19 protein-coding genes and 2 tRNA genes are annotated in these 24,379 nt (G+C 64.9%); 6 read left to right on the forward strand and 15 right to left on the reverse strand.

Annotation, left to right across the window (positions count from 1 at the left end; all coding sequences use genetic code 11):
* Positions 1 to 30: 30 nt before the first annotated feature.
* The 8 genes from BN2503_RS05005 to BN2503_RS05040 all read right to left on the reverse strand — a co-directional run bounded on the left by BN2503_RS05005 (position 31) and on the right by BN2503_RS05040 (position 10,138).
* Positions 31 to 588, reverse strand: a complete 558-nt coding sequence (locus BN2503_RS05005; RefSeq protein ID WP_054255543.1) for a hypothetical protein — start codon at positions 586 to 588, stop codon at positions 31 to 33.
* Positions 589 to 758: 170 nt separating this feature from the next.
* Positions 759 to 1,877: a ribonucleotide-diphosphate reductase subunit beta gene (locus BN2503_RS05010; protein WP_054255544.1), complete on the reverse strand. Its 1,119-nt coding sequence runs from the start codon at positions 1,875 to 1,877 to the stop codon at positions 759 to 761.
* A gap of 138 nt (positions 1,878 to 2,015) precedes the next feature.
* Positions 2,016 to 4,904, reverse strand: a complete 2,889-nt coding sequence (locus tag BN2503_RS05015; protein ID WP_054255545.1) for a ribonucleoside-diphosphate reductase subunit alpha — start codon at positions 4,902 to 4,904, stop codon at positions 2,016 to 2,018.
* A 405-nt stretch (positions 4,905 to 5,309) separates the two neighbouring features.
* Complete coding sequence (gene ampD, locus BN2503_RS05020) at positions 5,310 to 5,936, reverse strand: 1,6-anhydro-N-acetylmuramyl-L-alanine amidase AmpD (RefSeq protein WP_054255546.1); 627 nt, start codon at positions 5,934 to 5,936, stop codon at positions 5,310 to 5,312.
* Positions 5,914 to 7,395, reverse strand: a complete 1,482-nt coding sequence (locus tag BN2503_RS05025) for a sigma-54-dependent transcriptional regulator (protein WP_054255547.1) — start codon at positions 7,393 to 7,395, stop codon at positions 5,914 to 5,916. Before BN2503_RS05025 ends, ampD begins: the two co-directional genes overlap by 23 nt.
* Positions 7,396 to 7,402: 7 nt before the next feature.
* Complete coding sequence (locus tag BN2503_RS05030) at positions 7,403 to 9,097, reverse strand: sensor histidine kinase (RefSeq protein WP_054255548.1); 1,695 nt, start codon at positions 9,095 to 9,097, stop codon at positions 7,403 to 7,405.
* A 16-nt stretch (positions 9,098 to 9,113) separates the two neighbouring features.
* Positions 9,114 to 9,341, reverse strand: a complete 228-nt coding sequence (locus BN2503_RS05035) for a PP0621 family protein (protein WP_054255549.1) — start codon at positions 9,339 to 9,341, stop codon at positions 9,114 to 9,116.
* Positions 9,338 to 10,138 (reverse strand): cytochrome C assembly family protein, encoded by an 801-nt coding sequence (locus BN2503_RS05040; protein WP_054255550.1) that lies wholly within the window; start codon positions 10,136 to 10,138, stop codon positions 9,338 to 9,340. Before BN2503_RS05040 ends, BN2503_RS05035 begins: the two co-directional genes overlap by 4 nt.
* Before the next feature lie 103 nt (positions 10,139 to 10,241).
* On the opposite strand from BN2503_RS05040, the gene ffh reads away from it, so the two are divergent.
* The 3 genes from ffh to BN2503_RS05055 are packed head-to-tail and all read left to right on the forward strand — an operon-like array spanning position 10,242 to position 13,785.
* Positions 10,242 to 11,615, forward strand: a complete 1,374-nt coding sequence (gene ffh, locus BN2503_RS05045) for a signal recognition particle protein (RefSeq protein ID WP_054255551.1) — start codon at positions 10,242 to 10,244, stop codon at positions 11,613 to 11,615.
* Between the two features lie 18 nt (positions 11,616 to 11,633).
* On the forward strand, positions 11,634 to 12,449 hold the full coding sequence (locus BN2503_RS05050) for a TlpA disulfide reductase family protein (RefSeq protein WP_054255552.1): 816 nt from the start codon (positions 11,634 to 11,636) through the stop codon (positions 12,447 to 12,449).
* Between the two features lie 31 nt (positions 12,450 to 12,480).
* On the forward strand, positions 12,481 to 13,785 hold the full coding sequence (locus BN2503_RS05055) for an amino acid deaminase (RefSeq protein WP_054255553.1): 1,305 nt from the start codon (positions 12,481 to 12,483) through the stop codon (positions 13,783 to 13,785).
* Between the two features lie 80 nt (positions 13,786 to 13,865).
* Here BN2503_RS05055 and miaB read toward each other — a convergent pair whose 3' ends face one another.
* The 6 genes from miaB to BN2503_RS05085 form a co-directional block, all read right to left on the reverse strand.
* The gene (gene miaB / locus BN2503_RS05060; RefSeq protein WP_054255623.1) at positions 13,866 to 15,203 is read right to left on the reverse strand and encodes a tRNA (N6-isopentenyl adenosine(37)-C2)-methylthiotransferase MiaB; all 1,338 of its coding nucleotides are present in this window, start codon (positions 15,201 to 15,203) and stop codon (positions 13,866 to 13,868) included.
* An 86-nt stretch (positions 15,204 to 15,289) separates the two neighbouring features.
* A tRNA-Met gene (locus BN2503_RS05065) sits at positions 15,290 to 15,366 on the reverse strand.
* Between the two features lie 26 nt (positions 15,367 to 15,392).
* Positions 15,393 to 16,172: an enoyl-CoA hydratase gene (locus tag BN2503_RS05070; protein ID WP_054255554.1), complete on the reverse strand. Its 780-nt coding sequence runs from the start codon at positions 16,170 to 16,172 to the stop codon at positions 15,393 to 15,395.
* A 54-nt stretch (positions 16,173 to 16,226) separates the two neighbouring features.
* Positions 16,227 to 17,999: a M61 family metallopeptidase gene (locus BN2503_RS05075; RefSeq protein ID WP_054255555.1), complete on the reverse strand. Its 1,773-nt coding sequence runs from the start codon at positions 17,997 to 17,999 to the stop codon at positions 16,227 to 16,229.
* Between the two features lie 93 nt (positions 18,000 to 18,092).
* Positions 18,093 to 18,851, reverse strand: a complete 759-nt coding sequence (locus BN2503_RS05080; protein WP_054255556.1) for a DsbC family protein — start codon at positions 18,849 to 18,851, stop codon at positions 18,093 to 18,095.
* Between the two features lie 9 nt (positions 18,852 to 18,860).
* Positions 18,861 to 20,009, reverse strand: a complete 1,149-nt coding sequence (locus tag BN2503_RS05085) for an FAD-dependent monooxygenase (RefSeq protein WP_175537899.1) — start codon at positions 20,007 to 20,009, stop codon at positions 18,861 to 18,863.
* A gap of 96 nt (positions 20,010 to 20,105) precedes the next feature.
* On the opposite strand from BN2503_RS05085, the gene ychF reads away from it, so the two are divergent.
* The 3 genes from ychF to greB all read left to right on the forward strand — a co-directional run bounded on the left by ychF (position 20,106) and on the right by greB (position 22,098).
* Positions 20,106 to 21,200, forward strand: coding sequence for a redox-regulated ATPase YchF (ychF, locus tag BN2503_RS05090; protein ID WP_054255558.1), 1,095 nt, complete (start codon positions 20,106 to 20,108; stop codon positions 21,198 to 21,200).
* A 185-nt stretch (positions 21,201 to 21,385) separates the two neighbouring features.
* A tRNA-Arg gene (locus BN2503_RS05095) sits at positions 21,386 to 21,462 on the forward strand.
* Positions 21,463 to 21,522: 60 nt separating this feature from the next.
* Positions 21,523 to 22,098 (forward strand): transcription elongation factor GreB, encoded by a 576-nt coding sequence (gene greB / locus BN2503_RS05100; RefSeq protein WP_054255559.1) that lies wholly within the window; start codon positions 21,523 to 21,525, stop codon positions 22,096 to 22,098.
* On the opposite strand, the gene BN2503_RS05105 is transcribed toward greB, so the two are convergent.
* Positions 22,092 to 24,356: a RelA/SpoT family protein gene (locus BN2503_RS05105; RefSeq protein ID WP_054255560.1), complete on the reverse strand. Its 2,265-nt coding sequence runs from the start codon at positions 24,354 to 24,356 to the stop codon at positions 22,092 to 22,094. The two genes, greB and BN2503_RS05105, sit on opposite strands and share 7 nt — an antisense overlap.
* Between the last annotated feature and the right edge of the window lie 23 nt (positions 24,357 to 24,379).

Consider the following 24,379-nt stretch of genomic DNA (forward strand, 5'->3'; position numbering starts at 1 on the left):
AAGCCGGGTAGTTTGCATGTGCGTCGGAGTTTACGGCTTGCCGCCGGTGGGGAAGGGCCACTTGGCTTGAGGGTTGAGCGTGGTCTGCACGGCAGGAGCGGCTGGTGCCGCCTTGGCTACTGGCTTGGCGGCGGCTTTCTTCGTTGCCGGGGCTTTTTTCGTGGCGGTACTGGCCTTCGCGGCTACCTTTTTGGTTGCAGGTGCGGTGGCTTTCTTGGCGGGTGCGGCCGCTTTATTTGCAGCTGTAGGCGCGGCCTTCTTGGCGAGGGTGGCCTTTTTTGCGGGGGCTACGGCCGCTTTTTTCGCGGGCGCAACCGCTGCCTTCTTGGCGGGAGTGGCAGCCTTGGCTTCTTGCGGTGTGGCTGCTACCGCTTTCTTGGCGGCGGGAGCGGCTTTTTTTGTCGCTACTGTTTTGGCCGGTGCAGCGGCTTTCTTAGCGGGTGCTGCGGCCTTCTTGGCGGGTGCTGCGGCCTTGGTAGCCGGCGCGGCCTTTTTTGCGGCTACGGTCTTCTTGGCCGGTGCCTCGGTGGCTGTGGCCTTCTTGGCGGGTGCGGCTTTTTTGGCGGCCGGCTTCTTTGCAGTTGCCATGATGGTCTCCTGGGTCGATGGGCATGGAGCACTTCACGCCGAACCGGTGCGAAGCGATCCATGGCGTTGGATACGTGCATCCAACGCCATGAATGAGGCAAGCCCCTGGGTGCGGCAGCGTGCCAGCCGCCAGTGGGCTTGGGGAATATTTGCCATCGCCGTGCAGATCATCAGTCCCAGGAGAGTGCACCGCCAGACTGGTACTCGATGACACGTGTCTCGAAGAAGTTGCGTTCCTTCTTCAGGTCGATCATCTCGCTCATCCAGGGGAACGGATTTTCTTCATTGGGGAAGAGTGCCTCGAGCCCAATCTGGGTGGCACGGCGGTTGGCGATGTAGCGCAGGTAGCCTTTGAACATGGAGGCGTTCATGCCGAGCACGCCGCGCGGCATGGTGTCTTCGGCGTAGCGGTACTCCAGGTCTACGGCCTTGAGGAACAGGGTCTTGATTTCGTCCTTGAACTCGGCTGTCCACAGGTGCGGGTTCTCCAGCTTGAGCTGGTTGATCAGGTCGATGCCGAAGTTGCAGTGCATCGACTCGTCGCGCAGGATGTACTGGTACTGCTCGGCCGCGCCCACCATCTTGTTCTGGCGACCAAGCGCCAGGATCTGCGTGAAGCCCACATAGAAGAACAGCCCTTCCATCAGGCAGGCGAAAACGATCAGGCTCTTGAGCAGCGTCTGGTCGGTCTCTGGGGTGCCGGTGTGGAAGTTCGGATCCATGATCGCGTCGATGAACGGGATCAGGAATTCATCCTTGTCGCGGATCGAGGCGATTTCGTTGTACGCGTTGAAGATTTCGCCTTCGTCCAGGCCGATGGACTCGACGATGTACTGGTAGGCGTGGGTGTGTATGGCTTCCTCGAATGCCTGGCGCAACAAAAACTGACGGCACTCGGGCGCGGTGATGTGGCGATAGGTGCCCAGCACGATGTTGTTGGCGGCCAGCGAGTCGGCCGTGGTGAAGAAGCCCAGATTGCGCTTGACGATGCGGCGTTCGTCTTCGGTCAAACCGTTCGGGTCCTTCCACAACGCGATGTCGCGCGTCATGTTGATTTCCTGCGGCATCCAATGGTTGGCGCAGGTGGCCAGGTATTTTTCCCACGCCCACTTGTACTTGAAGGGGACGAGTTGGTTGACGTCGGTCTGGCCGTTGATGATGCGCTTGTCGGCGGCGTTGACGCGGCGTTGCTGAGAAGCAGCCGCAGAAGCTTGCGGGCTGTGGGGGGGAGTGCCGCTTTGCAGGGAATCTTGCGGTGCGGGCTTGGCTTCTTCGTCCCAGGTCAGCATAGGTTGTCCAGTGTCCGGATTATGAAAGCAGTGCTGCAAAAAGGAAAGCGCTGCAGCGTTGTGCAGCAAGGTTTTGTTGCATGGTGGCTGCGTGCACGGCCCGGTTTCCCGGGGCGTGCAACGGGCCCTTCCCAGGCTTTACTGGCAGGCCTCGCAGCCCGGGTCGTCGATGGCGCAGAACTTGACGTCCGTGGCCGGGACGGCGTTCATCTGTGCCTGCGCCGCTGCGGCCGCTGCCTCTAACGCGTCCGTACCATGACTGGCCACAGCGTTGAGCTGGCGCTTGTTCACCGTGCTCATTTCGACGTGGGTTGCGCTTTGCGTGCGCAGGTAGTAAGTGGTCTTGAGCCCGCGCACCCATGCCAGCTTGTAGGTTTCGTCGAGCTTCTTGCCCGATGCACCGGCCATGTAGATGTTGAGGCTTTGCGCCTGGTCGATCCACTTCTGGCGCCGCGAGGCGGCCTCCACAAGCCAGCGCGGCTCGATCTCAAACGCGGTGGCGTACAGCGCCTTGAGCTCCTGCGGCGCGCGGTCGATGGGTTGCAGCGAGCCCTTGAAGTGCTTCAGATCCATCACCATCACGTCGTCCCACAAGCCCAGGCGCTTGAGGTCGCGCACCAGATAGGCGTTGACCACCGTGAATTCGCCCGACAGATTGGACTTGACCGACAGGTTGCCGAACGAGGGCTCGATCGAGGCATCAACCCCGACGATGTTGGAGATGGTCGCGGTGGGAGCGATGGCCACGCAGTTGGAGTTGCGCATGCCGTCCTGGGCGATCTTGCGGCGCAGCGCGTCCCAGTCCAAGCGTGTGTTGCGATCCACCTGCACGTGGCCACCGCGTGCCTGCTCCAGCAGGTTCAATGTGTCCAGTGGAAGGATGCCGCGATCCCACAGCGAACCGCGGTAGCTGGAGTACTGGCCGCGTTCCTTGGCCAGCTCGGTCGAGGCCCAGTAGGCGTAGTAGCAGATGGCTTCCATCGACTCGTCGGCGAAGGCCACGGCGGCGTCGGACGCGTAGGGAATGCGCAGCTCGTACAGGCTGTCCTGGAAGCCCATCAGCCCCAGGCCCACGGGGCGGTGGCGCATGTTGGCATCGCGTGCCTTGTCCACGGCGTAGTAGTTGATGTCGATGACGTTGTCGAGCATGCGCATGGCCGTGGCGATGGTTTTGCGCAGCTTGGCGTGGTCGAGTTGGCCGCCCTGGATGTGGCGCAGCAGATTCACCGAGCCGAGGTTGCACACCGCAGTCTCAGTCTCGCTGGTATTCAGCGTGATCTCGGTGCACAGGTTCGATGAGTGCACCACGCCCACATGCTGCTGCGGCGAGCGGATGTTGCACGGATCCTTGAAGGTGATCCAGGGGTGGCCGGTTTCGAACAGCATCGACAGCATCTTGCGCCACAGATCCACGGCCGCCACGCGCTTGAACAGCGTGATTTCGCCACGGTCGGCCTTGGCCTCGTAGGCGCAGTAGGCGCGCTCGAAGTCCTGGCCGTACAGGTCGTGCAGGTCGGGCACGTCGGAGGGGGAAAACAGCGTCCACTGGCCCTTGTCCATCACCCGCTTCATGAACAGGTCGGGGATCCAGTTGGCCGTGTTCATGTCGTGCGTGCGGCGGCGGTCGTCGCCGGTGTTCTTGCGCAGCTCCAGGAACTCCTCGATGTCCAGGTGCCAGGTCTCCAGGTAGGTGCAGACAGCGCCCTTGCGCTTGCCACCCTGGTTGACTGCAACGGCGGTGTCGTTTACCACCTTCAGGAAGGGCACCACGCCCTGCGATTCGCCGTTGGTGCCCTTGATATGGCTACCCAGGGCGCGCACGCGTGTCCAGTCGTTGCCCAGGCCGCCGGCAAACTTGGATAGCAGCGCGTTTTCCTTGATGGCGTCGTAGATGCCCTCCAGGTGGTCGGGCACCGTGGTCAGGTAGCAGCTCGACAACTGCGAGCGAAGCGTGCCGCTGTTGAACAGGGTGGGGGTGCTGCTCATGAAGTCGAACGACGACAGCACCTCGTAGAACTCGATGGCGCGTGCATCGCGGTCGCTCTCGCGCAGCGCCAGGCCCATGGCGACGCGCATGAAGAACGCCTGCGGCAATTCGATGCGGGTCTTGCGCACATGCAGGAAGTAGCGGTCGTACAGCGTCTGCAGGCCGAGGTAGTCGAACTGCAGGTCGCGTTGGGGCTGTAGCGCCTTGGCGAGCCGGGGGAGGTCGAACTGCAGCAATTGGGGGTCGAGCAGCTCGTTGTCTACCCCCTTCTGGATGAACTGCGGGAACGAATTGGCATAGGCCTCGCCCATGGCAGCCGGTGCCACGTCCTGCCCCAGCACTTCGCGCACGATGGTGTGCAACAACAGGCGCGCGGTGGCGTAGGTGTAGTCGGGCTCTTTCTCGATCAGGGTGCGCGCCGCCAGAATCGAGGCCTTGTAGACCTCGTCCATGGGAATGCCGTCGTACAGGTTGCGCAGTGTCTCGGCCACGATGGGCTCGGGCTGCACGTCGCTGCTCAGCCCCGTGCAGGCGCTGGCCACGAGCGCACGCAGGCGCAGCGGGTCGAGCGGCACGCGCTGGCCGTTGTCCACCACGTGGATTGCCGCAGCCTGGGGCAAGAGCTGCGCCTGCTGTTGCGCGCGTTCCTGCGCGCGGCGCTCGCGGTACAGCACGTAGGCGCGCGCCACTTCGTGGTGACCGCCGCGCATCAGGCCGAGTTCCACCTGATCTTGGACGTCTTCGATGTGAAAGGTACCGCCGCCGGGGCGTGAGCGTGCCAGCGCGCGCACCACGGTATGGGTCAGTTCGTCCACCACATCGCGCACGCTGGCCGAGGCCGCGCCCTGCGTGCCGTGCACTGCCAGGAACGCCTTCATCAAGGCGACGGCGATCTTTTGCGGCTCGAAGGCGGCTACGGAGCCGTTGCGGCGCAGGATCTGGTAATGGGCCAGGGCGGACTGGGCGCGGGCGGTCGCCTCGAAAGCCTGGAGTGCCGGGTCGGCATGCGTGGAAGAAGGCGTGTCAAACGCAACTTGCATGGTGAATCCTCGGGTTGGGGTCTTTGGTCAGCCGGGCGCGCGCAGCGGGGGCTGTACCAGGGTGTAACGCTACATCTAGTGGTTCGCACGAAGGCGAGACGCTACCTGTAGTGTACCGTCGTTGCGGTTATCGATGCGGCACCCGGGTCGGGCTGCTGTGGGTAGCGTCGGGGGAGGCTGCGTGCAAAACGCCACGCCATGCGGCTTGCCTGGCCCAAATGACGGGCCCATGCCGCTCGCGCCGCGATTTCCGCTGGCAGGCGGCGTGGATACTTGGGCGCGCCGTTTCTCTGCGTGCGATGAAAACCCTTTTGTGACGTGGGGTAAGGAGGGCTCGGCGACTGGTCTGTGTTGCCATTTTTGAGGTTTTTTGGCCTCTAGCCCTTATGTGGCAAGCGCAAGGCGCTATGTTTTTTGATTTTCGCTGCGATCCGGTGCGGGAAAACGGGCCACCTCCCACCCCAGCGCCTGCTGCAGGCGGCGCCACTGGAATCCGGGGCCAGGGTCTTGTTTGCGCCCCGGGGCGATGTGCTCGTGTCCCGCAATGTGGGTGATGGGGTAGCGCGCCGCCAGATCCTGGCTCAGGCGTACCAGCGCCGTGTATTGGGCGGGGGTAAAAGTTTGCCCCTCCAGGCCTTCGAGCTCGATGCCGACCGAATCATCATTGCAGCGCTCGCGGCCACGGTAGCGCGAGACGCCCGCGTGCCAGGCGCGCTGGTCGCAGTCCACGAACTGCCACAGCACCCCAGCACGCGTGATGAAAAAATGGGCGGAGACTTCGAGCCCGCGCAAGCCCTGGTAGTAAGGGTGGGCGTCCCAGTCAAGCTGGTTGGTGAACAGCTGCTGCACCGCGCCCGTACCGTATTCCCCCGGCGGCAGACTGATGGAGTGCACGACGATCAGGTCGATGTGCGCTCCCGCGGGCCGGGGACCAAAGTTGGGCGAGGGCAGGCGCCGTGCGCCGGTGTGCCAGCCTCCGTCCCAGGTGGTGGTGGCAGGTGCGGGCTCCTCACTCGGCGTCGTCGGCACCATCGCAGTCCTGTGGGGTGGGGATCTGCAGGCGCGCGATGCGGTAGCGGATCTGGCGCAGGCTGATGCCCAGGCGCACGGCAGCGGCGGTGCGGTTGAAGCCGCTGTCGCGCAGGGCGCGCACAAGAATTTCGCGCTCCTGCTGGTCCAGCCAGCCTTGCAGGTCCGAGGGCAGCTCCTGCAGCGTTTGCGCCGGCGCTGGCGCTGGCAGGGGCTCGGGCGTTTGCACTGGCGCGGGTGGCTTTTCGGGCGTGGGAGGCGCCACGGGCGGTGGCGCCGTTGCGTGGCCAAGCTGCAGCGTGCCTTCCTCGCTGAGGGTCATGGCCCGGTGAAGCAGGTTTTCAAGTTCGCGCACGTTGCCCGTCAGCGGGTGGTTGGCGATCTGTGCCAATGCCTGCGGCGTGAGTTGCGGGGCGGGCTGGCCAGATTCCTGTGCGATGCGTGCCAGCAATGCCTCGCACAGCGCAGGCAGATCCTCGCGGCGCTCGCGCAGGGCAGGGAGCACCAGCTCGATCACGTTGAGCCGGTAGTACAAGTCTTGGCGAAAGCGCCCGGCCTGCACGTCGGCGGCCAGATCGCGGTGCGTGGCGCTGATGATGCGTACGTCCACGGTCTCTTCCTGGGTGGAGCCGAGTGGACGCACGCTGCGCTCCTGGATGGCGCGCAGCAGCTTTGACTGCATGGACAGGGGCAGATCGCCAATTTCGTCGAGGAACAGTGTGCCGCCTCGCGCCGCCTGGAAATAGCCGTCGCGGTCCTGGGTCGCGCCGGTGTAAGAGCCCTTGCGGGCGCCAAAGAACTCGGCTTCAAGCAGGTTCTCGGGGATGGCGCCGCAGTTCACCGCCACCAGCGGGCCATCGGCGCGCTGGCTGTTGGCGTGCAAAGCGCGCGCCACCAGCTCCTTGCCGGTGCCTGATTCGCCGCGCACCAGCACGGGGGCCATGCCGCGTGCCACCTTGGTGATGTGCTGCTTGATGGTGCGCATCGGCTCCGAGTCGCCCACCAGGCGGTCGAGCGCGGCGCAGCCGTCGTGCAGCGCGGCCGCGGGTTTGGTGCCGGGGCGCGCGCTGCGCGGCGCAGGTACGCCGCCCGTGCCCTGCACGGCAGAGGCCACGACGGCGCGGAACTGCTTGAGATCCACCGGCTTGGTCAGGTAGTCGAAGGCGCCAGCACGCAGTGCTTCCACCGCGTTCTCGGCCGAGCCGTAGGCCGTCATGACCACGCAGCGCTCACGCCGCTGGGCGTCGCGCAGTTCCATGATCAATTCCAGGCCCTGGCCGTCGGGCAGGCGCATGTCGGTCAGCACCACGTCAAAGTGCTGCGCGCGCAACTTTTGCCGCGCCTCTTGCACGCTGGCAGCGGTTTCCACGCGGTGGCCCTCGCGCAGCAGGGTCAGCTCATACAAGGTGCGCAGATCGGGTTCGTCGTCGACGACCAGTACGGAGGCAGCGTTGGCGGTCATGGGTGGTTCAGACCAGGAGGGTGTCGAAAAGCCCCGCAGGCTCTGCCGGGCGCGTGGTCTTGCGGAAAGTAACGGTGAAAGCGTTGCCGCCGGTCGGACCCAGTGCCGTGGCACGGGACAGCCGTTGGTACGTCAGCGATGCACCATGGCGTTGGCACAGCTCACGGCAAATGTACAGCCCCAGGCCGCTGGAGCGGCTGTGCGAGGAGAAGAAGGGCTCGAACAGGTGGCGCTCCACCGAAGGGTCGAGGGGGGCGCCATCGCTCCACACCTGCAGGCTGACCAGGCCGGTGCCGGCGGCGTGGGTATGGAGCTGCAGCGAGTCAGGCTGCGAGCCCATGAAGCGCAGCGCATTGTCGAGCAGGTTGATGAGTACGCGCCGCAGATGCTCCGTGTCGAACTCCACTTGCACCCCAGGCGCTTGCAAGGCCACCATGGCCTGGCGTCGCACGGGCTCGGTAGCGCGCCATTCGTTCCAGACCTGGGTGACGGTTTCATCCAGTGCCAGCGAGGCGGCGGGTGCATGGCTGATTTGGTTTTGCACGCGCGCGATGTCGAGCACCTCCTCGGCGATGCGTGCCAGGCGTTCAGCGTTCTGCTGCACCATGTGGCACAGCCGCTGCTGCGCGGGGTCGCTGAGGTCTTCGCCGAGCAGTGCGTTGGCTTGTACGATGGCGGCCAGTGGGTTGCGGATTTCATGCGCCACTGCGGCCGACATGCGCCCCATGGCGGCGAGCTTTTCGGTGCGCAGCCGTGCCTCCAGTTCGCGCAGGTCATGCAGAAACATCACGCACTGCGGCTCCGTGCGGGTCTCGCGCGTACCCTGCTGTGCGGCCGTGAGCCAGGTGCGCACGCGCAGACCGGTAGGGCTCTGCCCAGGGTGCAGCAGGCCGACATCGGCGCGCTGCGGTTGCCCGCTGGCGAAGGTGGTGTGCGCCATGCGCCACAGCGGTTCCCATGCAGGCTCGGCGCCGAGCAGGAAGGGTGGCTTCAGACCCTCCGCCCGTCCGCCCAGCAACTGCCGCGCCGCCGGGTTGGCAGCACGCACGCTGCAGTCCTGCGACAGCACGAGCACGCCGTCGCTCAGGTTCTCGATCACCAGCGCATTGACCTGGCTCTGCTCGCGCGCACGTTGCTGGCTCTGCTGCGCCATCTGCTGCTCGCTCAGCAGGCGCTGGGCCAACTGGTACGCAAGGTACGCCACCATGAAGTAGCCGGTGCCGGTGAGTGCTGCCTGCAGGTAATGCGGCGCGGCATCGCCCGCGCTCGGATCCAGGCTGCGCCACCAGGCGCTGCCCAGCAACAGCAGCGTGGCCGTGGCGGTGGTCCCCAGCGCCAGGGTGAGCGAGCCCAGCACCGAGGCCATGAGGATGGGAATGCCAAACAGCGGCGTGTAGTTCATGCTGCCGCTTTGCAGCCACTGCAGCAAGCCCACCATCAGCAGGTCCACGCCCAGCAGCGGCAGCCACGACGGCCCCGGTTGCGGGTCGGGCGGCAGCGGCGCTGCCAGCAGCCGCGTGAGCACGGCCACCACCAGGTACAGCGCACACAGTGCCAGAAGCTCGGGCTCAGGGTTTTGGTGCAGCGCCAAGCCAGCGCCCTGCAGCAGCAGCAAGGCCAGCGCCACGAGGGCGCGCGCGCTCAGGAAACCGTGCCACAGGCGCTGGAAGGGGGTGTCGGAACGCTGCGGGGTGGCAGGCATCGCTGCGGGGCGCGTGCTAGCGCGGGCCGGCGCTGCGGTGCTCGGCGCAGCAGTAATGGCGGTGCGCGTGCTCCAGTGCTTCGGCGCGCGGCAGGTGCAGTCCGCAATGGGCGCAGGCCACCATGGCCTGGGGCGCCGACTTGGCGGGCGTGCGTGCCGTGGGAGAGGGCGGGGGCGTGCGGTGCTTGTTGCGCCACAGCGCCCAGGCCAGGCCCAGCACGGCAAAGACCAGCAGGTACTTCATGCGCTCTTGCCCAGCACCACTTCGAGCACGAAGCGTGAGCCCACGTAGGCCAGCAGCAGCAGCATGGCGCCGCCGTACAGCACACGCATGGCGCTGCGCCCACGCCATCCGAACTGCGTGCGTCCCAGCAGCAGGATGGCAAAGGTCACCCAGGACAGCAGCGAGAACACCACCTTGTGGTCCCAGCGCCAGGCGCGCCCATAGAGTTGCTCGCCGAACAGGCCGCCCGCCAGCAGCGTGGCCGTGAGGAGCACGAAGCCCGCCATGACGAAACGGAAGGTGAGCCGCTCCAGCGTCAGCAGCGGCATGCCGCTGTGGGGGTCTGCGGCCTGGCGGATCTGTCGTTCAGCGCGTGCCATGAGCGCGGCGTGCACCACGGCGGCGGCAAACAGACCGTACGACGCGATGCCCAGCGTCAGGTGCAGCGGCAGCCACGGCGAGGCTGTGCCGTGCAGCGGCTGGCCCGGAAAGACGCTGGCCAGCAGCACAACGACAGCGCCCAGCCCCGCCAGCATCCAGCGTGCCTGCATCTGGGGAAACAGCTGGCGCTCCACGGCGTAGACCGTGAGCACCAGCCAGGCGGTCATCGACAGCGCAGGTGCGAACCCGAAGCGTGGCGGCGTCTCGCCCACCAAGGCCCAGGCCAGGACGGCACCATGCAGCCCCCATGCCAAGGCCAGTGCGGTGCGTGTGGCACCCGTGCCCAGGCGCGGGCCTGCGGCGGCTGGCACGGCATAGGCGACGGCTGCAGCCGCCGCGAGCAGCCAGCCGAAGGGGGAGGCACTGGGTAAAATCATGTCCCACAGTGTACCTTTGGGCCAGGGGTTTTCCCTCTGGCACCGCCCTTCCATCGCCCTCGGCTGTCCTGGCCCGCGGGCCCATCCAGAGACCGCAGCAGACATGGCTTCCGCACTTACCGACAAACTCTCGCGCCTCGTCAAGGAAATGCGCGGCCAGGCCCGCATCACCGAATCCAACGTGCAGGACATGTTGCGCGAAGTGCGCATGGCCCTGCTGGAAGCCGACGTGGCCCTGCCCGTGGTGCGTGACTTCGTCGCGCGCGTGAAGGAAAAAGCCCTGGGCCAGGAGGTGCTGGGCTCGCTCAAGCCTGGACAGGCGCTGGTGGGTATCGTCAACAAGGAACTCGCCGCCACCATGGGCGAGGGCGTGGCGGACATCAACCTCAACGCCCAGCCGCCAGCCGTCATTCTCATGGCGGGCCTGCAGGGCGCGGGCAAGACCACCACGACGGCCAAGTTGGCCAAACACCTGCAGGAAAAACGCAAGAAGAAAGTGCTCACGGTCTCGGGCGACGTGTACCGCCCGGCCGCCATTGAGCAGCTCAAGACCGTCACCAAGCAAGCTGGCGCAGAGTGGTTTCCCAGCCGCCCGGACCAAAAGCCGCGCGACATTGCGCTGGCTGCGCTGGACTACGCCAAGAAGCATTACTTTGACGTGCTGCTGGTCGATACCGCTGGCCGTCTGGCCATTGATGACGTGCTGATGCAGGAAATCAAGGAACTGCACGCCACGCTGAACCCGGTGGAGACGTTGTTCGTCGTCGATGCCATGCAGGGCCAGGACGCGGTGAACACCGCCAAGGCCTTCAAGGAAGCGCTGCCGCTCACGGGCATCGTCTTGACCAAGCTCGACGGTGACTCGCGCGGTGGTGCGGCCCTGTCGGTGCGCGCCATCACCGGTGCACCTATCAAGTTTGCCGGCGTGTCGGAAAAAATCGACGGCCTGGAGGTGTTCGACGCCGAGCGCCACGCGGGCCGCGTGCTCGGCATGGGCGACATCGTGGCGCTGGTCGAGCAGGTGACGCAGAACGTGGACCTGCAGGCCGCGCAGAAGATGGCCGAGAAGCTCAAGAGCGGCGACGGCTTCGATCTCAACGACTTCCTGGCCCAACTGCAGCAAATGAAGCAGATGGGCGGCCTCTCCAGCCTCATGGACAAGCTCCCTGCCCAGCTCACGGCCAAGGCCGGTCAGGTGGACATGGACAAGGCCGAACGCGAGATCCGCCGCAAGGAAGGCATCATCTGCAGCATGACCGCGCTGGAGCGCCGCAAGCCCGAACTCATCAAGGCCACCCGCAAGAAGCGCATCGCCCAGGGCGCGGGCGTGCAGGTGCAGGAAGTGAACCGCCTGCTCAACGAATTCGAGCAGATGCAGACCATGATGAAGAAGATGAAAGGCGGCGGTCTCATGAAGATGATGAAGCGCATGGGCGGCATGAAGGGCATGAAAGGCATGCCCGGCCTGCCGTTCTAAGCTGCTGCGCACGCGCCCATGGGCGACACCCTGCGCCTTGGCCCGCTGGCGCTGTCATGGGGCGTGCTGTTCCTGTTCGCCGGTTGGTGGCTGGGCACCTGGGTGCACGAGCGCTCGGCGCGCCGCCAGGGCTTGGTGCCCGGCCCGCACGCCTGGCGCCTCGGGCTGGTGGCGTTGCTCGTTGCGCGCCTGGGTTTCGTACTGCAATACCCGGCTGAATACGCAGCGGCCCCTTGGTCCGTCATCGACATCCGCGACGGCGGCTGGGCGCCCTGGTGCGGCCTGGCCGCAGCGCTGGCCTATGTGGCCGTCCTGGCCTGGCGGCGCAGCCCGTGGCGCCGCACCGTTGCCACTGGACTGGCAGCGGGTGCGGGGCTGTGGCTTGTGGGGCTGGCCGCACAGCATTGGAGCGGCCCCGACCCCGCGCCACTACCGCACTGGCAGGGCGTCGCGCTGGACGCCTCCACCGTCGCGTTGCCCGAGCTGCGCGGCCAGCCCGTGGTGATCAACCTGTGGGCCACCTGGTGCCCACCGTGCCGGCGCGAAATGCCGGTGCTGCGCCAGGCACGCGCGCAGCATCCGCAGGTGCGCTTTCTGTGGGTCGACCAGGGCGAAGCGCCCGACGTGGTGCAGCGCTTCGCCGCACAGCAGGGCCTGCCGCCCGCCGATGTGCTGCTCGACCCAAGCTCCCGCCTGGGCGCGTTGCTGGAGCGCCGTGCCCTGCCCACCACGCTCTTCTTTAACGCCGAGGGCGGGCTGGTAGCGGTGCGCACGGGTGAGTTGTCGTCGGCATCGCTGGCGCATCATTTGGCGCAGATACTGCAAAAACCATAGCTGCCAGCGCTTGCTGCATAAGGGTAAGACCATGAAAAACCTTAAAATACTCGCCGCAGAGCCGCTGCTTGACGCCTCGTACAAGGGCTACCCGCTGACCGCGCCGCCGTGCCGCCCCGGCGCGCTCGCGCAGCAGGGCTGGAATGTGCTTGCGGGCGACCTGCCGCTGCCGCTGGCTGTGCTCGACCGCGAGGCGCTGGCGCACAACCTGGCGTGGATGCAGGACTACGCCCGGCAGCGTGGCGTGCTGCTGGCACCGCATGGCAAGACCACCATGTCGCCTGAACTGTTCGCGCAGCAGCTCGCCGCCGGGGCTTGGGGGCTGACGTTCGCCAGCGTCTGGCAGGCGCGCGTGGGCGTGGCGGCGGGGGCGCGGCGCATCATCATCGCCAACCAGGTGCTGCAGGACGCCGACCTTGACGGGCTCGACGCCCTGCTGGCCGCAGTGGACGGGCTGCGCGTGTGGTTCCTGGTCGATTCAGCGGCGCAACTGGCACTCATCGAGGACTGGGCCGCGCGGCGTGGCAGCGCGCGCGTATTCGACGTGTTGCTGGAGATGGGCATGCCCGGCCAGCGCACCGGCTGCCGCAGCACTGAGGAGGCGCTGGCGCTGGCGCGGCGCCTGGCGGCCAGCCACGTGGTGCGCCTGGGCGGTATCGAGTGCTATGAGGGGCTGGCCGCACGTTGTGACGACGCGCACGACGTGCCTGCCGTCACGGCCCTGGTGCGCAGCGTGGGCGCGGTGGCGCGCGGCTGCGACGCCGAGGGCCTGTGGGCGCCGGGCGAGGCTGAGATCCTGCTGTCGGCCGGCGGCTCCGCCGTGTTCGACCTGGTGGTGCCGCTGCTGCGTCTGCAGGGCCTGTCGCGCCCGGTGGCCGGCGTGCTGCGCTCGGGTTGCTACGTGACACACGACCACGGCAACTACCAGCGCTTCGTGCGCCTGCTGGCGCGGCGCGAGGGGCTGGACGAAACCTTGCGCCCGGCGCTTACTGTGTGGGCCCAGGTGCAGTCGGTGCCTGAGCCAGGGCTGGCGCTGCTGGGCTGCGGGCGGCGCGACGTGTCGTTTGACATCGACATGCCGCTGCCGCTGCGCCGCGCCGCCTGGGGTGCGCGTGTGGCACAAGCGGCGCCGCAGGACTGGCGCATTACAGCGCTCAATGACCAGCATGCTTACCTGCGCTTCGACCCCGAGGCACCCGAGGGTGCCGCGCCACAAGTGGGCGAGCGTGTGGAGCTGGGCATCTCGCATCCCTGTACCACCTTCGACAAGTGGCGCTGGATGCCGGTGGTGGATGGCGACGGTACCGTTACCGGGGCCATCCATACCTGCTTTTAGAACGGCGTTGAGACATCTCTCGGATTCGTTGCCTTGTCGAGAGAATCCGGCTGTAAGGCGCTTTCAGCAAGCGCTGGATGCTATGGTTTTTGATTCTTCATGACCACTTCGCCACGCAAGGTATAGGTCATGGCCTCGGTGATCTGCACGTCGATCATCTGCCCGACCAGACGCTCCTGGCCAGGGAAGTTGACTACGCGGTTGCACTCGGTGCGGCCCATCAGCTCGCCGTTGCCACGCTTGCTGAAGCCTTCCACCAGCAGGCGCTGCACCGTGCCCACGCGCTCCAGGCTGATGTCCTTGATGTTCTGGTTGATCACTGCCTGCAGTTCCTGCAGGCGGCGCAGCTTCACCTCGTGCGGCGTGTCGTCGGGCAGATTGGCCGCAGGCGTGCCGGGGCGCGGGCTGAAGATGAAGCTGAAGGAGTTGTCAAAGCGCACGTCGTGGATGAGCTTCATCATCTTCTGGAAGTCTTCCTCGGTCTCGCCGGGAAAGCCGACGATGAAGTCGCTGCTCATCGCCATGTCGGGGCGGATGGCACGCAGCTTGCGGATCGTGCTCTTGTATTCCATGGCGGTGTAGCCGCGCTTCATGGCCATGAGAATGCGGTCGCTGCCGTGCTGCACCGGCAGATGCAGGTGGCTCACCAGCTTCGGGATCTTGGCGTAGGCCTCGATCAGGCGGGGGGTGAACTCGTTCGGGTGGCTCGTGGTGTAGCGAATGCGCTCGATGCCGGGAATTTCGGCCACGTATTCGAGCAGCAGCGCAAAGTCGGCCTTCTCTGCGGTGTCGCCCATGGCGCCCAGGTAGGCGTTCACGTTCTGGCCCAGCAGCGTGACCTCCTTCACGCCCTGGTCGGCCAGGCCGGCGACTTCCACCAGCACGTCTTCGAACGGGCGGCTCACCTCTTCGCCGCGCGTGTAAGGCACCACGCAGTAGCTGCAGTACTTGGAGCAGCCTTCCATGATGGAGACGAAGGCGCTGGCACCTTCCACGCGCGCGGGCGGCAGGTGGTCGAACTTCTCGATCTCGGGGAAGGAGATGTCCACCTGCGGCTTGGCCTTGGCGGCGCGGGCGTTGAGCAGTTCGGGCAGGCGGTGCAGGGTTTGCGGGCCGAAGACCACGTCCACGAACGGTGCGCGCTTGATGATCTCTTCGCCCTCTTGGCTGGCCACGCAGCCGCCCACGCCAATCAGCACGCCTTTTTCTTTGAGGTGCTTGACGCGGCCCAGGTCGCTGAACACTTTTTCTTGCGCTTTTTCGCGCACCGAGCAGGTGTTGAACAGGATCAGATCGGCGGCTTCAGGGTCGTCCGTGGGCTCGTAGCCTTGTGCGGCACCGAGCACGTCGGCCATCTTGTCCGAGTCGTACTCGTTCATCTGGCAGCCAAAGGTTTTGATGAAGACTTTCTTGGTCATGGCGTGGGGCGAGGCAGACGAGCCCGGGCGCACGCGCGCCCATGTGAAAAACCCGCAGCATGTTGCCACGCTGCGGGTTTTGATTTTGGTGGTCGTAGGTGGACTTGAACCACCGACATCAGCATTATGAATGCTGCGCTCTAACCAACTGAGCTATACGACCGACAGAACAAAATTATATGCCAAAAATTATTGGTGTGTAAAGTTCGCCGGGCGCTTGTTGACGAAGGCGTCCATGCCTTCCTTCTGGTCGGCCGTGGCGAACAGGCCGTGGAACAGGCGGCGCTCGAACATCAGGCCATCGCTCAAGGTGCCTTCGAAGGCGCGGTTCACGGTTTCCTTGGCGGCCATCACGGCGATCTGCGAGAAGCCGCTGATGGTCAGCGCTGCGCCCAGGGCTTCTTCCATCAGCTTGTCCAGCGGCACCACGCGGCTGACGAGGCCGGCGCGTTCGGCTTCGGTGGCGTCCATCATGCGGGCGGTCAGGCACATGTCCATGGCCTTGGATTTGCCCACGGCGCGTGGCAGGCGCTGCGTGCCGCCGGCGCCAGGGATCACGCCGAGCTTGATCTCGGGCTGGCCGAACTTGGCGTTGTCGGCAGCGATGATGAAGTCGCACATCATCGCCAGCTCGCAGCCACCGCCCAGGGCGAAACCGCTCACGGCGGCGATGACGGGCTTGCGGATGGTGCGCAGGGTTTCCCAGTTGCGCGTAATGAAGTCACCCTTGTACGCATCGGCGAAGCTGTACTTGGCCATGGCCGTGATGTCGGCGCCAGCGGCGAAGGCTTTCTCGCTGCCGGTGACGATGATGCAGCCGATCTTCTCGTCGGCGTCGAACGCCTTGAGCGCCTCGCCCAGCTCGTTCATGAGCTGGTCGTTGAGCGCGTTGAGCTGCTTGGGGCGGTTGAGCGTGATGACGCCGACTTTGTCGGCTTCAGTGCGCACGGCGATGCATTCGTAGGCCAAGGGAATCTCCAGAATGGTTGTGGTTGAACCAAGGAACTATACCCAACGGCGCTGTCAGCCTGCGGACAGCCACGCCTGGGCGCGTGCGGCGTCGGCCAGCTCCAGGCGCACGGTGTCGCCGCTGGCATCGGGCGCGGGCAGGTCCAGCGGCAGGCGCAGCAGCCGCCCGTCGCGCGCCACCAGGGCCGTGGCCTGGCGCGCGGTGCCGGCGTACAGCGCCAGGTCGTCCAGGCGCTGTAGGCGCCAGGCCTGGCCTGCGGCTTCTAGCCCGAGCCATTCGTCACCCGCCATGAAGCCGGCACGCTCGGCGGCGCTGCCACGCAGCACGGTCTTGATCTGCACGCTATGGTTTTCCTGCACGCGCAGGCCCAGGCGCTGGGCGGGTTGGGGCGGCTCGGCCTTCAGCGCCACGCCCTGGGCGGCGAGCAACTCGGCCAGGGGCAGCTCGGCGGTGCCGTGTACCCATTGGGCGATTTCGCCCTGCCAGTCGCGGCCGGTGAGGGTTTGCAGCACGGCCAGCAGGTCGGCCTCGGCCATGGGGCCCCCGGCGCAGCGCTGCCACAGGGCGCGCATCACGGCGTCGAGCGTGGCGCCGCCTTCGCGGCGCAGCGCCAGATCCAGGCACAGCGCTACCAGCGCGCCCTTGGTGTAGTAGCTCACGGTGGCGTTGGGCGTGTTTTCGTCCTGGCGGTAGTACTTGATCCAGGCGTCGAAGCTGGCCTGGGCCACGCTCTGCACCTGGCGGCCCGGGGTTTGCAGCACCTGGGTGCAGGTCTTGGCGAGTAGCTTGAGGTAGGTCGCGTCGTCGATCAGGCCGGCGCGGCGCAGCAGCAGGTCGTCGTAGTAGCTGGTGAAGCCCTCGAAGAACCACAGCAGTTCGGTGTAGTTCTCACGCGTGTAGTCGTACTGCGCAAACTCGCGTGGGCGCAGGCGCTTGACATTCCAGGTGTGGAAGTACTCGTGGCTGATGAGACCGAGCAGCTGTGTGTAGCCGTCGCTGGCCTTGGCATCACCCAGCCGTGGCAGGTCGCGGCGGCCGCAGATCAGCGCGGTGGAGTTGCGGTGCTCCAGGCCGCCGTAGCCGTCGTGCACGGTATTGAGCAGGAACAGGTAGTTCTGGAACGGCGGCTTGCCGCGGGGGTGCCAGAAGCGGATGGCGGCTTCGCAAATCTTGCGCGTGTCGGCCAGCAGGCGCGCTCCGTCGAACGAGGGCGCAGCGCCCGCGACGACGAAGCGGTGCGGTACGCCGCAGGCGTTGAAGCTGGCGCTCCAGAAGGCGCCCATTTCCACCGGGCAGTCGGCCAACTCGTCGTAGTTGGCGGCGCGGTAGCGGCCAAAGCCGCGCATGTCCACTTTCAAGGGAAAAAGGCCTGTAGCGCAATGCCAGAGAGCGCTACCAGCTCTCTTTTTGGGAGCAACGATGTCGATCTCGCACGGCAGCGCGGTCTGGCCTGCCACCTGCAGGCACAGGCTGGTGGCGTTGAAGAAGCCGCGCGCGGCGTCGAGCCAGGCGGTGCGCACCGAGGCGTCGTAGGCGCACACCTCGTAGGTCAGCACCAGCGGCTGGCCCGCCTGGCAGTCGGCGCGCCAGCGGTCTTTGGCCAGTTGCACCAGCGCCACGGGCTGGCGGCCTTGGCGCGCGGCCAGGCGCTGCAGGTTCTTGGCGAACTCGCGCACCAGGTAGCTGCCAGGAATCCAGGCGGGCAGGGCCAGCTCCTGCGCGGCGGCGGGCCGCGCGATGGTGAGCGTGACGTGGTACAGGTGGGCGTGGAGGTCGGCCGCTTCCACGCGGTAGTGGACGGCGGCGCGGGTCTGGGCAGAGGGCATGGCGGATGCTTCGAAAAAGAGAGCTTCCAGCGCAGGCTGGATAAGCGCTGGGGCCTAAAAAGGCCCCATTTTTTCAGTGCGGTGTGCGCGAAATCAGTTTGCGGTGGTGGCGCTGGCCGCTTCGGCCAGGCGCTTTTCCACGTCTTGCGCACCGATGGCGCCGGGCACACGCGTGCCGTTGGCAAAGATCAGCGTGGGCGTGCCGGTGATCTTGTGCTTTTTGCCCAGCGCCAGGTTGCGTTGCAGCGCGGCGGTGTCGCAGCTCGCGCTGTCTGGGGCTTTGTCGCGCAGCATGTAGTCGTTCCATGCGGCGGCGCGGTCCTTGGCGCACCAGATGTTGCGCGATTTCTCGGCCGAGTCGGGGCTCAGGATGGGGTAAAGGAACAGGTAGACCGTGACGTTGTTGACGTTGCGCATCTCGCGCTCGAAGCGCTTGCAGTAGCCACAGTTCGGATCCTCGAACACGGCAATCTTGCGCGAACCGTCACCGCGCACCAGCGTGAAGGCATCCTTGAAAGGCAAATCCTCGAACTTGACGGCCGTGAGCTGGTTGATGCGGTCCTCGGTCAGGTTGCGCCGTGCCTTGGTGTCGATCAGCTCGCCCTGGATGACGTAGTTGCCCTTGGCATCGGTGTAGAACAGGTCGGTGCCCACGCGCACCTCGAACAGGCCGGGCATGGAGGTGGTGCGCACCTCGTCGATCTTGGCCAACTGCGGAATGCGCTCACCCAGGGTCTTGCGGATGACGGACTCATCGGCATGGGCGCCCAGACCCAGCAGGGCCAGGGTTGCGCCTGCGCACAGCGAGGACAACGCGCGGAAGGGGGATGGTTTCAGTTTCTTGGCAGTCATGTTCGTTCTTCAGTGCGTTGTTCCCATGGCCTGGCGGGCCGTCCATTCCTTGAGCAACCCGCTGCGCTCGAAGCCCTTGAGGCCCCAGTTACGCAGCGCCTGCAGCGGTGCCTCGCGGCGCGCGAACAGCTGCTGCAGCCCGTCCATGGCCAGGCCCATGGGCAGTAGCGCCGCTTTGCGTTCGCGCTCGTAGCGGCGCAGCAGCCGCAGATCGGCAATGCTGCGCCAGTCGCGCTCCATCAGGGTGCGTGCCAGCGCCTGAACGTCGGCCAGCCCCAGGTTCAAGCCTTGGCCCGCCAGCGGGTGCACGTTGTGCGCCGCATCGCCGGCCAGCACCCAACTGTGCGTGCTTGGTGTCGTGCTGCCTGCGTGCAGGCTGCCGCACCAGTGGTTGGCCCAGGCTTGCTGCAGCGGCCAAGCCGCGCGGCTGCTGGCCAGCTCGAGTGCGCCCAGCGCACCGTGACTGGCTTCTTGCACACGCTGGGCAAAAGCCTCGGGTTCCAGCGCCAGCAGCTGCGGTGCCTGTTCCTGGGGGACAGACCAGACGATGGCGACAGAGTTCCCCTGCTCGCCACCCAGCGGCAGAAAAGCCAGGATGCTGCCATCTGCCTGGAACCACTGGCGTGCTATCTGGCCATGCGGCAGGGTGCAGTGCAACCGCGCTGCAATGGCTTGCTGGGCGTAGGGGGTGGTGGCGAATTCCACGCCGAATTCATCGCGTGTGCGGCTGGCGCGGCCCTCGCACACCGCCGTGAGCGTGGCTGGGACGGGGCTGGAAACAAGCTCCACCTGCGGCTGGTAGCGCACGGCTTCGGCCAGACGGGCCTCCAGCGCGGGCACATCGACGATCCAGGCCAGCGCGTCCACGCCTTGCGCTGCCGCGTCGAAGTGCACGCTGCCATCCTGGTCGCCCTGAATCTCCATGCGCGCCACGGGAGTGGCGTGGCGGGCGTCGGGCCAGGCGCGCAACGACTGCAGCAGCCCGCGCGAGGTGGCGTTGAGGGCGTAGGCGCGCACGTCTTCGTGCGGCTCGGCCGATGAGGGGGTGTCGCTGGGCCCGACCAGCGCTACGCGCAGGCGGTCGCGGGCCAGGAGCAGAGCGAGCGTGCGGCCCACGATGCCACTGCCGCGGATACATACATCAAAGGTTTGCGCCATGGCGGGCATTGTAGGAGGCGCCAAGCCTGACGGATGTGCTGGAGACGGGGCACGTAAAATGGTTGGTTTGTCTCCTCCCTACCAGAAAGCCACGCCATGAGCCTGAAATGCGGCATCGTGGGCCTGCCCAATGTGGGCAAGTCCACTCTCTTCAACGCCCTCACCAAGGCGGGCATTGCCGCCGAGAACTACCCCTTCTGCACCATCGAGCCGAACACTGGCGTGGTCGAGGTGCCTGACCCGCGCCTGGCGGCGCTGTCCGAAGTTGTTCAGCCGGAACGCGTGGTGCCGGCGATTGTCGAGTTCGTGGACATTGCGGGCCTGGTGGCCGGTGCCTCCAAGGGTGAAGGCCTGGGCAACCAGTTTCTGGCCCATATCCGTGAGACGGACGCCATCGTTAACGTGGTGCGCTGCTTCGAGGACCCGAATGTGATTCACGTGGCGGGCAAGGTCGACCCCATCGCCGACATCGAGGTCATCCAGACCGAGCTGTGCCTGGCCGACCTGGCCACTGTCGAAAAGGCCCTGAATCGCTACAGCAAGGCCGCCAAGAGTGGCAACGACAAAGAGGCGGCCAAGCTGGTGCAGCTCCTCACGCCCATCCAGGCCGCGCTCAACGAAGGCAAGCCCGCGCGCACCATTCCAGTGAGCAAGGAAGACGCGCCGCTGCTCAAGCAGTTCTGCCTCATTACGGCCAAGCCTGCGATGTTCGTTGGCAACGTGGCCGAGGATGGCTTTGAGAACAATCCGTTGCTCGACCGCCTCAAGGACTACGCTGCCGCGCAAGACGCACCCGTGGTGGCCATTTGCGCCAAGATCGAGGCCGAGATGGCAGAAATGAGCGACGACGACCGCGCCATGTTCCTCGAGGAAATGGGCTTGGAGGAGCCGGGCCTGAACCGCCTGATCCGCGCGGGCTACGACTTGCTGGGCCTGCAGACCTACTTCACCGCTGGCGTGAAGGAAGTGCGCGCCTGGACGATTCACAAGGGCGACACCGCGCCACAGGCCGCAGGCGTGATCCACGGTGACTTTGAACGTGGCTTCATCCGCGCGCAGACGATTGCGTTCGATGACTTCATCCAGTTCAAGGGCGAGCAGGGCGCCAAGGACGCAGGCAAGATGCGCGCCGAAGGCAAAGAGTACGTCGTCAAGGATGGCGATGTGATGAACTTTCTGTTCAACGTCTAAGGTTCAGTCCTGGCGCGCCGGTTTTTTCTTGGTGTGCCGGTGTAGGTGACGCAGGATTTCATGTTTTTCTTCCGAGCGGGGAAAAATACGTTAGAATCATGGCTTCGCTTAGTTTTCTTCTTTTCGAGAAAACGCTGTAAAAGAAATTTTTAAACGCAAAAATTTCTGCTACAATAAATAGCTTAGCGGCTGTAGCTCAGCTGGATAGAGTACTTGGCTACGAACCAAGGGGTCGTGGGTTCGATTCCTGCCAGCCGCACCAAACGGTAAGCCCTGGAACTAAAAAGTTCCAGGGCTTTTTCGTTTTTGTGAAAATTTCACCATGAGCAAGGCTTTCACGAAAGAAACGGACGGCGACGAGGAGGAAGTAGCGCTTGCGCCGATTCCTCCAGGTGGCAAGAACTACATCACTCCTCAGGGCTATGCGCGTCTGCGGGGCGAGTTGTTGGAGTTGATCGATGTCGAGCGGCCGAAGATGGTCGAGGTGGTGCATTGGGCTGCCAGCAATGGCGACCGTTCGGAAAATGGCGACTATCTCTATGGGAAGAAGCGCTTGCGCGAGATCGACAGGCGCATCCGCTTTCTGACCAAGCGTCTGGAGATTGCCGAGGTGGTCGATCCGGCGCTGCACGCGGGGCGTGACCAGATCTTCTTTGGTGCTACTGTCACCTACCTGGAGGATGGAGAAACCGAGCGGGAGGTAACAATCCTGGGGATTGATGAAGCGGATAGCGCTCAAGGGCAGATCAGCTGGATTTCTCCGGTGGCACGTGCGCTCCTGAAGGCACGCATAGGGGACGAAGTCCAGTTACCGACGCCGGGTGGGTTGCGCGCCCTTGAGATCGTGGCGGTGCGCTACCCTCCAAAGGGGGAGCGCACAGATCCCGACGCTTATTGAGGAAGGATGCGTTCCGCGCGAAGGACGGCTTGCGTACGGCGCAGGTTCTTCAGCGCATTCTCAAGGTGGGCCTGGTCGTGGGCGAGGACGATGAAGCGCAGGTCCACCGTGTCCATGGCGGTCTCGTCATCCATGTCCACATGCACGATGTCGGCTTCGGATGTGGCCAGCTCCGAAGCAATGCGCGCCAGCACGCCTTTGCCGTTGCGCACCGTGATCTTGATGCCTGTCTCAAATGCCCGTGTTGGCTCTTCACTCCAGTCAACTGCGATGAAGCGTTCACTGTCCTTGTGTTGTAGTCGTTTCGCCACATTGCATTCCGTGCGGTGTACCACCAAGCCTTCTCCGCGTCCGAGGTATCCAACAATGGTGTCGCCTGGCACGGGGCGGCAGCAGGATGCATATTTGACCGAGGCGTTCTCGCTCCCATCCAGTGCCACTGCGCCTTGCGAAAGGTTCTCATGAGAGGTGTAGCGCTCTTTGGTCATCAGCAAGGCATTCGGGCGATGGCCATGTTCACTGAGCAGTACCATGAGCCGCTTGGCAACAATGCTGGCAATCCGCTTACCCAGCCCAATGTCGGTCATGAGCTCTGCGCGTGTGCGATTGCCTGTGAAGCGTAGTAGCTTGTCCCACAGAGGCTGGTTGTCCGCTTCGTCGCCAGGCAATTGATCCATGCCTTCAGCGCGCAGTGCCTGGGCGAGTAATTTCTCACCCAGGGTTGCGGATTCGCTTTGTGCCATGGTCTTCAGGTAGTGGCGAATCTTGGAGCGGGCGCGGCCCGTACGAACAAATCCGAGCCACGCCGGGTTCGGGGTGGATTCTGGCGCGGTGATGACTTCAACCACATCCCCGTTGTTGAGCTCGGTGCGCAAGGGAACCGGCTCATTGTTGATGCGTGCCGCAGTGGTACGGTCCCCAACATTGCTGTGGATGGCGTACGCGAAATCCACCACGGTGGCGCCGCGTGGCAATGCCATGATTTGGCTCTTGGGCGTGAAGACATAGACGGCGTCGGGAAACAGGTCAACCTTGACGTGATCCCAAAACTCGGCTGCATCGCGTGTCTCGTTCTGGATATCCAGCAGGGATTGCAGCCATTTGGTGCCGAGCCGCTCGGCCGCGCCGCTGCCGGTGTCCTGTGCCTTGTAAAGCCAATGGGCGGCCACCCCGGCCTCGGCGACCACATGCATTTCCTCCGTGCGCATCTGAAATTCAATGTTGATGCCCGAAGGGCCTACCAATGTCGTGTGCAACGATTGGTAGCCATTGAGTTTGGCGATCGCGATATGGTCCTTGAACTTGCCAGGGACGGGTTTGTACATCTGGTGCAGCACGCCCAGTGCCGTGTAGCAGTCAGTGACCGTGGGCACGATGACCCGGAAGCCATAGATGTCTGTGACCTGGGCAAAGCTCAGGTGCTTGAGTTTCATCTTCTGGTAGATGGCGTACAGCGTTTTTTCCCGCCCTGCCAGACGAACACGCATGCCGAGCTTTGCGAAAGCGGCGTCTACTTCCGTCTGCACTTTCTGAATCAGGTCACGTCGCCGGTTGCGCGATTTGCCGACCGCCTTAGTCAGTGTGGCGTAGCGCCATGGGTGGAGGTGGCGGAAGGCGAGATCTTGCAGTTCGCGGTAGGTTTGGTTGAGCCCCAGTCGGTGTGCGATGGGCGCATAAATGTCCAGGGTCTCCGAAGAAATACGTGACCACTTGCTGCGCGGCATATCCGACAGCGTACGCATGTTGTGCGAGCGGTCGGCAAGCTTGACCAGAATGACGCGGACGTCCCGGGCCATGGCAAGGAGCATCTTGCGAAACGACTCGGCCTGGTTTTCTTCCCGCGTGTTGAATTGCAGTTTGTCGAGTTTGGTGAGTCCGTCCACCAGCTCAGCTACTGGTGCGCCAAAACGGTCGATCAGATCAGCTTTCGTAACGCCGCAGTCTTCCATGGCGTCGTGCAGCAATGCGGCCATGAGGGCCTGTGCATCAAGCTTCCAGCTTGCACACTGTGCAGCTACCGCGATGGGGTGGGTGATATAGGGTTCACCGCTGTTGCGCAGTTGTCCCAAGTGGGCTGCGTCGGCGTAGCGGTAGGCCTGCCGTACCTGTTCGATGCTGGCTGCGTCAAGGTAGCCCAAGTTTTCTGTCAGCGCAGCGAAACTCGCCGCAGCGGCATTGGCGGCAGCAACGGTGGGACCCGCCGGGCTTGGGCTTGGGTCGATTCGAGAGAGGGTGGCTGGGGGCGTGGCCGCGTTCATAGCCTTAATGTAGCGCGGAGAGG

The organism is Paenacidovorax caeni, from assembly GCF_001298675.1.
In the GTDB taxonomy this organism is placed as follows: domain Bacteria; phylum Pseudomonadota; class Gammaproteobacteria; order Burkholderiales; family Burkholderiaceae_C; genus Paenacidovorax; species Paenacidovorax caeni.